The organism is Neobacillus sp. DFD-2R (assembly GCF_057747865.1).
Map to the genome: position 1 here is coordinate 4,616,159 of NZ_CM173228.1, position 13,921 is coordinate 4,630,079.

Genomic DNA, 13,921 nt, shown 5'->3' on the forward strand with positions numbered 1-13,921 from the left:
TTCCTGCAGGAGTCTCGCGCCTTCCGCTCCAATCAACATAGTGAGCAAAATCAACAATGAGCTTTAACATAGCCATTATTTAAAAAAACTTAGTGCTTTTTGAATTTCCTTTTGAACCTTAATGTCTGTTTCATTCTTTCTTGCCTTTTCAAGCGCGGAAAATGCGGTTTCACCGCCAATTTTCCCAAGAGCCCAGGCAGCCGTTCCCTTTAATACCGGACTTGCTTCATTTTGCAGTACATCGGTTAATTCAGGGATCGCTGATACGTCTTTGAAATGAGCAAGGGCAATGATTGCATTCCGTTGAATTGGCTTTTTCCCTCTCCACGCACCGGAGACATGTCCAAATTGGTTTTTAAATTCGCGATTACTCATTTTTAACATAGGCGTTAATAAAGGCTTAGAAATTTCAGGATTCGGTTCCATTTCATCATGAAAATGGAAGTCTTTCCCTTTATTGACAGGACAAGCTGTTTGACATGAATCGCATCCATATACACGATTGCCAATCTTATCCCGAAATTCATCGGGAATGAATTCTTTTGTTTGTGTTAAAAAAGAAATGCAGCGCTGCGCATTGATTTGTCCACCTTGGACTAAAGCACCAGTTGGGCAAGCTTCAATACACTTATTACATGTTCCGCATTGATCTTCTATGGGTCGATCCGGCTCAAATGGAATACTTGTAATCATTTCACCCAAATAAACATAAGATCCGAACTCGGGGGTAATAATCGCACAATTCTTTCCGCTCCACCCAATACCGGCTCTCTCTGCAACTGCCCGATCAGAAAGCTCTCCTGTATCGACCATTGATTTTAACCGAGCATTTGGAACTGCTGTTAAAATAAATTCCTCAAGCTTTTTTAAACGGTCTCGAAGAATAAGATGATAGTCCAACCCCCATGACGCCCGGCTAAATATCCCGCGCCGCTCACCGGTTTTACTCTCCACACGAACTCTCATCTTTGCAGGATAGGCAAGAGCAATAGAAATGATAGATTGCGGTTTTTCAAGGAGTAATGAAGGCATTACCCGCTTATCGATATCCGGCTCTTCAAAACCTGATTGAAACCCAAGTTCCTGCTGTCTGATTAGCCTGCTTTTTAACTCAGTAAAAGTATCAGCTGTAGTGAAACCGATTTTATCAATTCTAATTTCTTTACTATATGCAATAAGTTCTTTCTTCAATTTTTTAACATCCACTTTGGATACCTCCTTTCCTTTGGCTTCAATATATAAAAAGTTTGGCTTGATCATTATTGGTCGCACATTTAATTTATGATAAACTATTTTTAATAAAATTTGGAGGTAGAATCATTGGAAATTCAACTTTCGGCAGAATTACTGGGGCTTGTACCTAATTTTAAAATAGCGATCATTAAATACAAAAATATCATTGTCGGCGATTCTCCTCAAATGGTAAAAGGAAGACTTCAGCTATTCCAAGAAGCCATTTATTTTGAATTAGAAAGCAAAAGTGTAACCGATCTACCGGGAATTCAAGAATGGCGGAAAGTTTTTAAAATGACCGGTAAGGATCCAAACCGTTATCGTCATTCTGCCGAGGCGTTAATACGGAGAGTTCAAAAACAAAATTATCTTCCGTCCGTTCAAAGTGCTATTGATATTAATAATTTTTTCTCCTTACAATATCAAGTCCCAATTGGAATATACGACCAAGATCTTTTGAGTGAGCCGGTTTCGATCAGAATTGGTCAGAAAGGTGAAGAATATTCCGGTCTAAATGGACGGGTAAACTCTCTTGAGAGTCTCATTATAGCTTCTGACCAAAAGGGACCCTTCGGCAGCCCTTTTGTTGATTCTGAAAGAACTCCAGTTACAGAAAAAACGAAAAATGCTCTACAAATGATTTTTTTAAGGCCTTCAACTGATATGGAAAACGCTGAAAAACTTACTGAATCCTTAATGAACATGTTTACACAAATACACGGCGGAGAAGCTTCCTTCCAAATCCATGGGTGCCAATGAGGCATCTCTTTTTATTGACATAAAAAAACGCAATGCATCGTTCTCAATGAAACGGTACACTGCGTTAGCTAATATGTATGGAGCGGGTGATGGGAATCGAACCCACTACATCAGCTTGGAAGGCTGAGGTTTTACCAGTAAACTACACCCGCATGTAGTTAATTTATTATCAACTGACCTTTATTATAATACACGTATTGCTATTCAACGTCAAGTGGTTTTTTCGAAATTTGTCGATTTTTGCACTTGGCCAAAAATACAATAACAAAATAAAAAGTCCATTTAAGGACTTTTTTTAATTCAAATGGTTATTTATCCATTTTATCATATCGGCAATTACTTCATCTTTATTGATTTCATTTAGAATTTCATGTCGTGCATTTTCATATATTTTATAGTTTACATCCTTAATTCCTGCTTTTTTATAAGCTTGATAGGTTTGCAGTACCCCTTTGGTATTACCTCCTACAGGATCTTTACTTCCGGAAATTAAGTAGATTGGCAGGTCTAATGGAATTGACTTTATATTGCCGGGTTTATTTATAATTTCAAGCCCTTCAAGAAGATCATGAAAAAACCCTGAAGTGAATACCTCTCCGCAAAATGGGTCAGCTATATACTTATCTACTTCAGATTCATCCCTGCTCAACCAATCAAATTCTGTTCTGTTAGGAGTGAACCCTTTATTATAGCTGCCGAAGGTTAAATTATTTAATAAGTGACTTGGTGTCTTGGCCCCTTTTTTCTTCATTTCCCTAGCAGCAACCATTCTTCCGATTTTCCCCAACAATCCAGGGTCTCCACCTGTTCCGGATAAAATAACTCCTGTAAGCTTATCCCCGTACAATTGAATAAATCTTCTTGCTAAAAAAGATCCCATACTATGTCCTAATAAAAAGACAGGGACTTCGGGATTTTCTTCTTTAATTATTGTTGTCAGCAAATTAATATCAGCAACTACTTTTTCAAATCCATCTACATCCGCTAAATACCCCGGACTGTTATTCTGTACTCCTGTCTTTCCATGTCCGCGATGATCATTGCCATAGACAAAGATATTTTGCAAAGTAAGTTCCCTGGCAAAAGAATTATATCGTTGAATATGTTCCGCCATCCCATGGGCAATCTGTACAATTGCTCTTGGCTTCCCCTCAATGTCAGCAGCCCATTTATTTACAAAAATTTCAGCTCCATCACTTGAATGGAAAGAAAACGACGATTGATTGACCAAACCAATCACCCCTAATAGGATTTTTGTTTACATAAAAAATACACACATACTTATGTTCTTAATATTGTGTGTGAAATCAGTTTATCCTGAATGTACTTACTTAACTTGAATATATCTCAATTTTTAAAAAACTGTCAATCGGGTGATTGTGGTGGTAACTGCTCTTTCCGTTTTTAACGGGCAGAATTCATCACTTTTGGGGCTTATTTTTAAAGATAGGTGCTTTTTTGGATTCGCTGATAAATCGTATGGTTAAGTAATTTTACAATTTAAAATGGTTTATTCGTGAGTTTATAATAGCAATTTTTACGAAAACAGCTTTTTTACATGAAATTATCTTATAAATAAATAAAAAACGTTTCTTACATAGTGTAAGAAACGTTGATTTCATCGCCTAGGAAAGCGATTGTCCATATACCGGTGGTCGGGGTCGAACCGACACTCCAGAGGAACACGATTTTGAGTCGTGCGCGTCTGCCAATTCCGCCACACCGGCGTATTAAAATGTTTGTTGAAGTAATGCCGAGGACCGGAATCGAACCGGTACGGTAGTCACCTACCGCAGGATTTTAAGTCCTGTGCGTCTGCCAGTTCCGCCACCCCGGCGAAAATAAATTACTTGTTCATATCAATACTCAACATAAATAATTATGGAGGCGGCAACCGGATTCGAACCGGTGGTAAAGGTTTTGCAGACCTCTGCCTTACCACTTGGCTATGCCGCCATTAATTTTTGGAGCGGAAGACGGGATTCGAACCCGCGACCCCCACCTTGGCAAGGTGGTGTTCTACCACTGAACTACTTCCGCAAATTGGCTGGGCTAGCTGGATTTGAACCAACGCATGTCGCAGTCAAAGTGCGATGCCTTACCGCTTGGCTATAGCCCAATGATATTATAAATATCAAATATTTTCAATAAAAATTATGGGGCGACTGATGGGAATCGAACCCACGAATGTCGGAACCACAATCCGATGCGTTAACCACTTCGCCACAATCGCCACTATAAAATTTTTGGCAGGGGTAGTAGGAATTGAACCCACACCAAAGGTTTTGGAGACCTTCGTTCTACCTTTAAACTATACCCCTATAAATGGTGGAGGGGGACGGATTCGAACCGCCGAACCCGGAGGGAGCGGATTTACAGTCCGCCGCGTTTAGCCACTTCGCTACCCCTCCACATATAATAGTTGTTTTGCCAGCTTTATTTTTTAAAACAATGGTGGCTCAGGACGGAATCGAACCGCCGACACAAGGATTTTCAGTCCTTTGCTCTACCGACTGAGCTACTGAGCCAACATATGGCGGTCTGGACGGGACTCGAACCCGCGACCTCCTGCGTGACAGGCAGGCATTCTAACCAACTGAACTACCAGACCGGATTGCGGGGACAGGATTTGAACCTGCGACCTTCGGGTTATGAGCCCGACGAGCTACCGGACTGCTCCACCCCGCGACGGTAATAAATACATTATTTGTTTTAAAAATATATGGTGGAGGATGACGGGATCGAACCGCCGACCCTCTGCTTGTAAGGCAGATGCTCTCCCAGCTGAGCTAATCCTCCATAATAATGAAAGTTATGTTCGCTAGCGCGAAAAATTTTTGGTGACCCCTACGGGATTCGAACCCGTGTTACCGCCGTGAAAGGGCGGTGTCTTAACCGCTTGACCAAGGGGCCATAATTTAGAATTAAATGGCGGAGAGCAAGGGATTTGAACCCTTGAGACAGGGTTACCCGCCTACACGATTTCCAATCGTGCTCCTTCGGCCACTCGGACAGCTCTCCATTATGGCTCCGCAGGTAGGACTCGAACCTACGACCGATCGGTTAACAGCCGATAGCTCTACCACTGAGCTACTGCGGAATAATATTATTACAGCCTGGCAACGTCCTACTCTCACAGGGACAAAGTCCCAACTACCATCGGCGCTGAGAAGCTTAACTTCCGTGTTCGGTATGGGAACGGGTGTGACCTTCTCGCCATTGCTGCCAGACTATTTATCAGACACTATTTTATTATAATGTCTTTTTAATATTTTTCAAGAGGAAATTTATTTTTTTTTCATTCCCTCAAAACCGGATAATGCAGAAGAAGTTTTTGTAAAAACGAGCTCGCTTTAATACTGGTTAAGTCCTCGAACGATTAGTATCAGTCAGCTCCACACGTCACCGCGCTTCCACCTCTGACCTATCAACCTGATCATCTTTCAGGGTTCTTACTAGCTTGACGCTATGGGAAATCTCATCTTGAGGGGGGCTTCATGCTTAGATGCTTTCAGCACTTATCCCGTCCGCACATAGCTACCCAGCGATGCCTTTGGCAAGACAACTGGTACACCAGCGGTGCGTCCATCCCGGTCCTCTCGTACTAAGGACAGCTCCTCTCAAATTTCCTGCGCCCACGACGGATAGGGACCGAACTGTCTCACGACGTTCTGAACCCAGCTCGCGTACCGCTTTAATGGGCGAACAGCCCAACCCTTGGGACCGACTACAGCCCCAGGATGCGATGAGCCGACATCGAGGTGCCAAACCTCCCCGTCGATGTGGACTCTTGGGGGAGATAAGCCTGTTATCCCCGGGGTAGCTTTTATCCGTTGAGCGATGGCCCTTCCATGCGGAACCACCGGATCACTAAGCCCGACTTTCGTCCCTGCTCGACTTGTAGGTCTCGCAGTCAAGCTCCCTTGTGCCTTTACACTCTACGAATGATTTCCAACCATTCTGAGGGAACCTTTGGGCGCCTCCGTTACTCTTTAGGAGGCGACCGCCCCAGTCAAACTGCCCACCTGACACTGTCTCCCACCCCGATCAGGGGTGCGGGTTAGAATTTCAATACAGCCAGGGTAGTATCCCACCGACGCCTCCACCGAAGCTAGCGCTCCGGCTTCTACGGCTCCTACCTATCCTGTACAAGCTGTACCAAAATTCAATATCAGGCTACAGTAAAGCTCCACGGGGTCTTTCCGTCCTGTCGCGGGTAACCTGCATCTTCACAGGTACTATAATTTCACCGAGTCTCTCGTTGAGACAGTGCCCAGATCGTTACGCCTTTCGTGCGGGTCGGAACTTACCCGACAAGGAATTTCGCTACCTTAGGACCGTTATAGTTACGGCCGCCGTTTACTGGGGCTTCGATTCAGAGCTTCGCTTGCGCTAACCCCTCCTCTTAACCTTCCAGCACCGGGCAGGCGTCAGCCCCTATACTTCGCCTTGCGGCTTCGCAGAGACCTGTGTTTTTGCTAAACAGTCGCCTGGGCCTATTCACTGCGGCTCTTCGAGGCTATTCACCCCAAAGAGCACCCCTTCTCCCGAAGTTACGGGGTCATTTTGCCGAGTTCCTTAACGAGAGTTCTCTCGCTCACCTTAGGATTCTCTCCTCGCCTACCTGTGTCGGTTTGCGGTACGGGCACCTTTTATCTCGCTAGAGGCTTTTCTTGGCAGTGTGGAATCAGGAACTTCGGTACTAAATTTCCCTCGCTGTCACAGCTCAGCCTTCACGCAAGCGGGATTTGCCTCACTTGCAGCCTAACTGCTTAGACGCGCATATCCAACAGCGCGCTTACCCTATCCTCCTGCGTCCCCCCGTTGCTCAAACGATAAAGAGGTGGTACAGGAATATCAACCTGTTGTCCATCGCCTACGCCTTTCGGCCTCGGCTTAGGTCCCGACTAACCCTGAGCGGACGAGCCTTCCTCAGGAAACCTTAGGCATTCGGTGGATGAGATTCTCACTCATCTTTCGCTACTCATACCGGCATTCTCACTTCTAAGCGCTCCACCAGTCCTTACGGTCTGACTTCAACGCCCTTAGAACGCTCTCCTACCACTGACATCTAAGATGTCAATCCACAGCTTCGGTGATACGTTTAGCCCCGGTACATTTTCGGCGCAGAGTCACTCGACCAGTGAGCTATTACGCACTCTTTAAATGGTGGCTGCTTCTAAGCCAACATCCTGGTTGTCTAAGCAACTCCACATCCTTTTCCACTTAACGTATACTTTGGGACCTTAGCTGGTGGTCTGGGCTGTTTCCCTTTTGACTACGGATCTTATCACTCGCAGTCTGACTCCCACGGATAAGTCTTTGGCATTCGGAGTTTGTCTGAATTCGGTAACCCGATGAGGGCCCCTAGTCCAAACAGTGCTCTACCTCCAAGACTCTTACTACGTGAGGCTAGCCCTAAAGCTATTTCGGAGAGAACCAGCTATCTCCAAGTTCGATTGGAATTTCTCCGCTACCCACACCTCATCCCCGCACTTTTCAACGTGCGTGGGTTCGGGCCTCCATCCAGTGTTACCTGGACTTCACCCTGGACATGGGTAGATCACCTGGTTTCGGGTCTACGACCACATACTCATTCGCCCTATTAAGACTCGCTTTCGCTGCGGCTCCGTCTCTTCAACTTAACCTTGCATGTAATCGTAACTCGCCGGTTCATTCTACAAAAGGCACGCCATCACCCATGAACGGGCTCTGACTACTTGTAGGCACACGGTTTCAGGAACTATTTCACTCCCCTTCCGGGGTGCTTTTCACCTTTCCCTCACGGTACTGGTTCACTATCGGTCACTAGGGAGTATTTAGCCTTGGGAGATGGTCCTCCCTGCTTCCGACCGGATTTCACGTGTCCGGCCGTACTCAGGATCCACTCAGGAGGGAACGAAGTTTCAACTACAGGGTTTTTACCTTCTATGACGGACCTTTCCAGATCGCTTCATCTACCCCGTTCCTTTGTAACTCCATGTTGAGTGTCCTACAACCCCAAGAGGCAAGCCTCTTGGTTTGGGCTATGTCCCGTTTCGCTCGCCGCTACTCAGGGAATCGCGTTTGCTTTCTCTTCCTCCGGGTACTTAGATGTTTCAGTTCCCCGGGTATGCCTTCCATACCCTATGTATTCAGGTAATGATATTGCTCCATTACGAGCAATGGGTTTCCCCATTCGGAAATCTCCGGATCAAAGCTTACTTACAGCTCCCCGAAGCATATCGGTGTTAGTCCCGTCCTTCATCGGCTCCTAGTGCCAAGGCATTCACCGTGCGCCCTTTCTAACTTAACCTAAAAGGTTTAATTCTCTTACATAATAAGAGAGAAAACTAAAATGGCGATCACTCGGTTCTTACTTTGACTTCTTCTTTACGATTATCCAGTTTTCAAAGAACGAATAAAAAAAGCTTCGAGAGATTAATTGCTCTCTCAAAACTAAACAAACAAAGAACGTGTTTCAAACAAACTGTTTTGTCCGGCTCATATGTCCGGCATATATCCTTAGAAAGGAGGTGATCCAGCCGCACCTTCCGATACGGCTACCTTGTTACGACTTCACCCCAATCATCTGTCCCACCTTAGGCGGCTGGCTCCTTACGGTTACCCCACCGACTTCGGGTGTTACAAACTCTCGTGGTGTGACGGGCGGTGTGTACAAGGCCCGGGAACGTATTCACCGCGGCATGCTGATCCGCGATTACTAGCGATTCCGGCTTCATGTAGGCGAGTTGCAGCCTACAATCCGAACTGAGAATGGTTTTATGGGATTGGCTCGACCTTGCGGTTTTGCAGCCCTTTGTACCATCCATTGTAGCACGTGTGTAGCCCAGGTCATAAGGGGCATGATGATTTGACGTCATCCCCACCTTCCTCCGGTTTGTCACCGGCAGTCACCTTAGAGTGCCCAACTGAATGCTGGCAACTAAGATCAAGGGTTGCGCTCGTTGCGGGACTTAACCCAACATCTCACGACACGAGCTGACGACAACCATGCACCACCTGTCACTCTGTCCCCCGAAGGGGAAAGCCCTATCTCTAGGGGTGTCAGAGGATGTCAAGACCTGGTAAGGTTCTTCGCGTTGCTTCGAATTAAACCACATGCTCCACCGCTTGTGCGGGCCCCCGTCAATTCCTTTGAGTTTCAGCCTTGCGGCCGTACTCCCCAGGCGGAGTGCTTAATGCGTTAGCTGCAGCACTAAAGGGCGGAAACCCTCTAACACTTAGCACTCATCGTTTACGGCGTGGACTACCAGGGTATCTAATCCTGTTTGCTCCCCACGCTTTCGCGCCTCAGCGTCAGTTACAGACCAGAAAGTCGCCTTCGCCACTGGTGTTCCTCCACATCTCTACGCATTTCACCGCTACACGTGGAATTCCACTTTCCTCTTCTGCACTCAAGTCCCCCAGTTTCCAATGACCCTCCACGGTTGAGCCGTGGGCTTTCACATCAGACTTAAAGGACCGCCTGCGCGCGCTTTACGCCCAATAATTCCGGACAACGCTTGCCACCTACGTATTACCGCGGCTGCTGGCACGTAGTTAGCCGTGGCTTTCTGGTTAGGTACCGTCAAGGTACCGGCAGTTACTCCGGTACTTGTTCTTCCCTAACAACAGAGCTTTACGACCCGAAGGCCTTCATCGCTCACGCGGCGTTGCTCCGTCAGACTTTCGTCCATTGCGGAAGATTCCCTACTGCTGCCTCCCGTAGGAGTCTGGGCCGTGTCTCAGTCCCAGTGTGGCCGATCACCCTCTCAGGTCGGCTACGCATCGTCGCCTTGGTGAGCCGTTACCTCACCAACTAGCTAATGCGCCGCGGGCCCATCTGTAAGTGACAGCCGAAACCATCTTTCAGCTTTCCCTCATGAGAGGAAAAGGATTATCCGGTATTAGCTCCGGTTTCCCGAAGTTATCCCAGTCTTACAGGCAGGTTGCCCACGTGTTACTCACCCGTCCGCCGCTAACCTTCAGGAGCAAGCTCCTAAAGGTTCGCTCGACTTGCATGTATTAGGCACGCCGCCAGCGTTCGTCCTGAGCCAGGATCAAACTCTCCAAGAAAGTTGATTAGCTCATTTGTTACGTTGGCTTAGCTTCACTTTCTTACGAAAGATCTGCTAATAGTTATTGTTTGTTTGCACGATTTTGTTTGTTTAGTTTTCAAAGAACATTTTCTCGCGTCGCTCACAAGCGACTTTATTAATATAACATATTACTTTTTATAATGTCAACATTTTTTTAAATTAACCGTCACTCACGAAAAACTTAATTAGCTTGTTCCTCAGCGACGGTTATTAATATACCAAGTATTTTCTCAAAGGTCAATACATTTTGTTGTTTTTTTACGATATTTTTTTATAAATACGATAACATCTATGAAAAACACCTTGGCCCTTAGTTTTTACATTAACGACTTCTATTAGATGTTTATCAATTAGATACTCAAGCAGTACAGCCATATCGACTGAGTAAGGAGTCAATTCCTTTTCGTTCATGATTTCACTGAACGACCAATACTCTTTACCGGATAGCACTTCTAATAAATGCCCTGCGCCGATGGTTGTTCTTGAATGGATCATAAACTCACTTGCCAGAAATAAAAGTTCTAATCTTTTTTCAAGTGTTTCTTCACTATTAACTAGTTCTTCATATAATTTAAAAACTTCTGGTTCTATTTGCTTTACTTGATGCCAAACTGTAAGTTCGGGATGTAAACCATTTTCAATAACCGCTAGTCTGGCAAGATGATGCAATGAATGAACTACATGATTATATGCATCAAGAAACAAATGACATTCAAACAGAGCCTTACCATCCACATAACGTCGAATTAATTTTGCAAATTCCAACCCCATTTTGAGCTTACGACCGTAAAAAGGAAATTCCCGCAGCTCCATTTTTAAATTAGCTACATATTCATTACGGTCGAATAAAATTTTAGCATTGTGAAGCCATTCAAATATTTTTCGATTGGTACCTAATAAAAGCCATTCTTGCAATAAAGGTTCAGCAATAACATGCAGAGCAGCTTTTTTATCATCATAAGAATAGTGCTTTATAAATAAAGGTTGTTCCGCCTCTTTTACGATAACTAATAAAATAACATCGAATGAATCCGTGGTGCTGCCTGACTTTTGTCTTTTTTCAACCATCAAAACACCAAGTGTATTTGATTGGCTCGCCCTTTCTTGATAAATGGGCCGAAGAATGTCTTCCATTCTCATACCTCCATTTTTTTCAATAGCCTATATGTTCGACAATAATGATAAAACTCCTTCTTTATATAGAGACAAAATTCGACATTCATCTGCATAGCCTTTTTTCTCTATTCATAAATATGGTATAGTTTTTTTAGGAGGGAGTCATATGGCTAAATATTCGAGTAAGATAAATAAAATCCGTACTTTTGCACTATCTTTAATTTTCATCGGTTTTATCGTTATGTACGGCGGAATCTATTTTCGTAATTCACCACTTATTATGACCATTTTCATGCTTTTAGGTCTTCTTTTTATTATTGCAAGTACTGTCGTATATTTTTGGATTGGAATGTTATCAACAAAAACCATACAAGTAAGGTGTCCAAGCTGCGGCAAACCAACAAAAATGCTTGGTCGGGTGGATATGTGTATGTATTGCCGAGAACCTTTGACCCTTGATCAAAAACTAGAAGGTAAAGAGTTTGATGAATCTTATAACAAGAAATCTGAAAATAAATAGCTATCTCATCAAATAGAGATAGCTTTTTTATTTTGATATAGAAAACTTGCCGTTTAGAAGTTCGAAGGTAGTTGCACAGCTTCGCTTATGCGTAAAGGAAAGTATAAATTATGCAAAAGTTATTCCTTCCTTTTAGCAAAGACTGTGTTAAACTTGCCTGTTGATTTGCGCTCCAATCAACATAGTTTCAAAATCAACAACGGCCTTTAACACAGCCTTAGCAAAAAAAGAACCGATTCTTAATTAAAATCGGCTTTTGTTTTATTTATTTAATGAACCTCTTTACTTGCACATTCCGGACAGGATCCGTAAATCTCCATTCGGTGATTTTCAATTTTAAAGCCCGTTACATGTGAAGCTAATTGTTCCACTTCATCTAAGCCCGGATAATGAAAGTCAACTATTTTCCCGCACTTTTCACAAATAACATGATAATGATGTGAGGTAACAAAGTCAAAGCGACTTGAAGCATCACCGTAAGTTAATTCCTTTACTAAACCTACTTCACGAAATACTCGTAAATTGTTGTAAACTGTCGCCACACTCATATTAGGGAATTTTCCCTCAAGGGCTTTATAAATATCATCTGCAGTAGGATGTGACATCGAGTTTATTAAATATTCAAGTATCGCATGACGTTGCGGAGTAATCCGTACCCCGGTTTCCTTTAAGGTATCTAACGCTTCTTTAAGCTGATTCATCGTCATGCACCTCTTTTCTAAAAAATATTCTTAGATTATAATTGTTATAATTAGTTTACTAATTCTTTTATACTCTTGTCAATATTGCAATCTCACATATAGGAAATTTTTCATATTTACTGATGTAATGTTTGTTCTTTTTGTCCTAAAAGATGGTTCACATACCTCGCAGTCACAAACAAAAGATCGGAAAGCCTATTTAAATAAGCTAAAACAAGGGGATTTACATCTTCACCTATTGCTACTGCACATCTTTCTGCCCTTCTTGCAATCGTACGTGCAACATGAAAAGCAGCACCTGAGGGATGACCACCCGGCAAAATAAAATTCGTCAGCTCCGGAAGTGTTCCATTCCATTCATCAATTTGTTTTTCCATTTCTTCAATATCAGATGCAGATAGTGACCATTTCACTTCTTTGCCCTTTGGGGTAGCTAATTCAGCCCCAACGTGAAAAAGATTTGTTTGTATTTTATGATATACATTTTCAATCATTTCTTTTCCTTGAAATTTTTCCCTATTTATATAACCTAATGCAAGTCCAATCATTGAATTGGTCTCATCACAGGTCCCATAAGCTTCTACTCGCAAGTCAGTTTTTGCAACCCTTTGGCCGTAAATAAGGGAGGTTGTCCCCTTATCACCCGTTTTTGTATAAATCTTCATTTTTTATACCCCCATTTAAATCAATAATATTGAAAAAATCATTATCCTTTTAAAAATATTTATGTAAATTATGTTTAAAATTTGTGTCCTGTTCAATAATTTTTATACCAATTATTTCTCTTATTTTTCTTCATCATAACACCTATACAAACATTATAAAACTTGAAAGTATGGAATTTGTTTTTAAGCATAAAAAAAGGGCCGCTATGGACCCAAAAATTTTTATCTGAGGAGGTATGCCCTAATAAAATGATATTCAAACTGCAGTTTGTTGCATTGGACAAATGCCTTTAATGAAGAAAATAGGCTTCAAATATTGTTATTATTGAAGATTCTCCCGTATGTAATTCAATGCTTCTTCAACATGTCCATTTACTTGCACTTTTCTCCACTCTTTTACCAGTTTGCCTTCCTTATCAATAATAAAAGTAGATCTTTCAATCCCCATATATTCTTTGCCAAAGTTTTTCTTTAATTTCCACACCCCATAGGCTTCTGCTACTTTGTTATCTGTATCTGCCAGTAATAAAAACGGCAAACCGTATTTCCCAATAAATTTCTTATGGCGGTCAACAGGGTCCGGACTTATTCCAACTATGACTGCATTCACTTCATTAAATTGTTCAATCTGATCACGAAAATCACATGCTTCTGTCGTGCACCCTGGTGTCATGTCCTTCGGATAAAAATAAAGAACCACATTTTTTCCTTTAAAACTTGATAAAGTTACTGTCTCATTATTATTTGCTTCTAAAGTGAAATCAGGAGCCTGCATCCCTGCTTCAACCGTCATTATGATCACTCCATTTGTAAAATATTTCTTAATTACAGCCTAACGAATTTTAG

At 42.9% G+C, this 13,921-nt stretch carries 8 protein-coding genes, 16 tRNA genes and 3 rRNA genes; 2 read left to right on the forward strand and 25 right to left on the reverse strand.

The window, feature by feature from the left end:
* Window positions 1-75 precede the first annotated feature (75 nt).
* The gene (queG, locus tag AC3ANV_RS23060; protein WP_488310979.1) at window positions 76-1,206 is read right to left on the reverse strand and encodes a tRNA epoxyqueuosine(34) reductase QueG; all 1,131 of its coding nucleotides are present in this window, start codon (window positions 1,204-1,206) and stop codon (window positions 76-78) included.
* Window positions 1,207-1,320: 114 nt separating this feature from the next.
* Between queG and AC3ANV_RS23065 the strand changes: the two genes are divergently transcribed.
* Window positions 1,321-1,992, forward strand: coding sequence for a B3/B4 domain-containing protein (locus AC3ANV_RS23065; RefSeq protein ID WP_488310980.1), 672 nt, complete (start codon window positions 1,321-1,323; stop codon window positions 1,990-1,992).
* A 78-nt stretch (window positions 1,993-2,070) separates the two neighbouring features.
* On the opposite strand, the gene AC3ANV_RS23070 is transcribed toward AC3ANV_RS23065, so the two are convergent.
* The 21 genes from AC3ANV_RS23070 to AC3ANV_RS23170 form a co-directional block, all read right to left on the reverse strand.
* Window positions 2,071-2,144, reverse strand: a tRNA-Gly gene (locus AC3ANV_RS23070).
* Between the two features lie 143 nt (window positions 2,145-2,287).
* Window positions 2,288-3,223 (reverse strand): alpha/beta hydrolase, encoded by a 936-nt coding sequence (locus AC3ANV_RS23075; RefSeq protein WP_488310981.1) that lies wholly within the window; start codon window positions 3,221-3,223, stop codon window positions 2,288-2,290.
* 415 nt (window positions 3,224-3,638) lie between these two features.
* Window positions 3,639-3,719, reverse strand: a tRNA-Leu gene (locus tag AC3ANV_RS23080).
* A gap of 24 nt (window positions 3,720-3,743) precedes the next feature.
* A tRNA-Leu gene (locus tag AC3ANV_RS23085) sits at window positions 3,744-3,829 on the reverse strand.
* Between the two features lie 45 nt (window positions 3,830-3,874).
* Window positions 3,875-3,948: transfer RNA gene (locus AC3ANV_RS23090), tRNA-Cys, on the reverse strand.
* Window positions 3,949-3,957: 9 nt separating this feature from the next.
* Window positions 3,958-4,032, reverse strand: a tRNA-Gly gene (locus AC3ANV_RS23095).
* Window positions 4,033-4,036: 4 nt separating this feature from the next.
* Window positions 4,037-4,111, reverse strand: a tRNA-Gln gene (locus AC3ANV_RS23100).
* 38 nt (window positions 4,112-4,149) lie between these two features.
* A tRNA-His gene (locus AC3ANV_RS23105) sits at window positions 4,150-4,225 on the reverse strand.
* Between the two features lie 14 nt (window positions 4,226-4,239).
* Window positions 4,240-4,313 (reverse strand) — tRNA-Trp (locus AC3ANV_RS23110).
* 5 nt (window positions 4,314-4,318) lie between these two features.
* Window positions 4,319-4,403 (reverse strand) — tRNA-Tyr (locus AC3ANV_RS23115).
* A 41-nt stretch (window positions 4,404-4,444) separates the two neighbouring features.
* A tRNA-Phe gene (locus tag AC3ANV_RS23120) sits at window positions 4,445-4,520 on the reverse strand.
* A 6-nt stretch (window positions 4,521-4,526) separates the two neighbouring features.
* Window positions 4,527-4,603: transfer RNA gene (locus AC3ANV_RS23125), tRNA-Asp, on the reverse strand.
* A 3-nt stretch (window positions 4,604-4,606) separates the two neighbouring features.
* Window positions 4,607-4,680: transfer RNA gene (locus tag AC3ANV_RS23130), tRNA-Met, on the reverse strand.
* Between the two features lie 35 nt (window positions 4,681-4,715).
* A tRNA-Val gene (locus AC3ANV_RS23135) sits at window positions 4,716-4,791 on the reverse strand.
* Window positions 4,792-4,830: 39 nt separating this feature from the next.
* Window positions 4,831-4,905, reverse strand: a tRNA-Glu gene (locus AC3ANV_RS23140).
* Between the two features lie 16 nt (window positions 4,906-4,921).
* Window positions 4,922-5,013 (reverse strand) — tRNA-Ser (locus AC3ANV_RS23145).
* Between the two features lie 4 nt (window positions 5,014-5,017).
* Window positions 5,018-5,092 (reverse strand) — tRNA-Asn (locus tag AC3ANV_RS23150).
* Between the two features lie 14 nt (window positions 5,093-5,106).
* Window positions 5,107-5,222, reverse strand: a 5S ribosomal RNA gene (gene rrf, locus AC3ANV_RS23155).
* Window positions 5,223-5,351: 129 nt separating this feature from the next.
* Window positions 5,352-8,287, reverse strand: a 23S ribosomal RNA gene (locus AC3ANV_RS23160).
* Between the two features lie 213 nt (window positions 8,288-8,500).
* Window positions 8,501-10,050, reverse strand: a 16S ribosomal RNA gene (locus AC3ANV_RS23165).
* Together the 16S, 23S and 5S rRNA genes with 15 tRNA genes alongside form the textbook arrangement of a ribosomal RNA operon.
* A 281-nt stretch (window positions 10,051-10,331) precedes the next feature.
* Window positions 10,332-11,207 carry a nucleotidyltransferase-like protein gene (locus tag AC3ANV_RS23170; protein WP_488310982.1) on the reverse strand — a complete coding sequence of 292 codons (876 nt, stop codon included), beginning with the start codon at window positions 11,205-11,207 and terminating at the stop codon, window positions 10,332-10,334.
* 148 nt (window positions 11,208-11,355) lie between these two features.
* Between AC3ANV_RS23170 and AC3ANV_RS23175 the strand changes: the two genes are divergently transcribed.
* Window positions 11,356-11,709: a YgzB family protein gene (locus AC3ANV_RS23175; RefSeq protein WP_488310983.1), complete on the forward strand. Its 354-nt coding sequence runs from the start codon at window positions 11,356-11,358 to the stop codon at window positions 11,707-11,709.
* 269 nt (window positions 11,710-11,978) lie between these two features.
* Here AC3ANV_RS23175 and perR read toward each other — a convergent pair whose 3' ends face one another.
* The 3 genes from perR to bcp all read right to left on the reverse strand — a co-directional run bounded on the left by perR (window position 11,979) and on the right by bcp (window position 13,868).
* The gene (gene perR / locus AC3ANV_RS23180) at window positions 11,979-12,416 is read right to left on the reverse strand and encodes a peroxide-responsive transcriptional repressor PerR (RefSeq protein ID WP_488310984.1); all 438 of its coding nucleotides are present in this window, start codon (window positions 12,414-12,416) and stop codon (window positions 11,979-11,981) included.
* Between the two features lie 110 nt (window positions 12,417-12,526).
* Window positions 12,527-13,075 (reverse strand): cob(I)yrinic acid a,c-diamide adenosyltransferase, encoded by a 549-nt coding sequence (locus tag AC3ANV_RS23185; protein WP_488310985.1) that lies wholly within the window; start codon window positions 13,073-13,075, stop codon window positions 12,527-12,529.
* A gap of 322 nt (window positions 13,076-13,397) precedes the next feature.
* The gene (bcp, locus tag AC3ANV_RS23190) at window positions 13,398-13,868 is read right to left on the reverse strand and encodes a thioredoxin-dependent thiol peroxidase (RefSeq protein ID WP_488310986.1); all 471 of its coding nucleotides are present in this window, start codon (window positions 13,866-13,868) and stop codon (window positions 13,398-13,400) included.
* Window positions 13,869-13,921 lie beyond the last annotated feature (53 nt).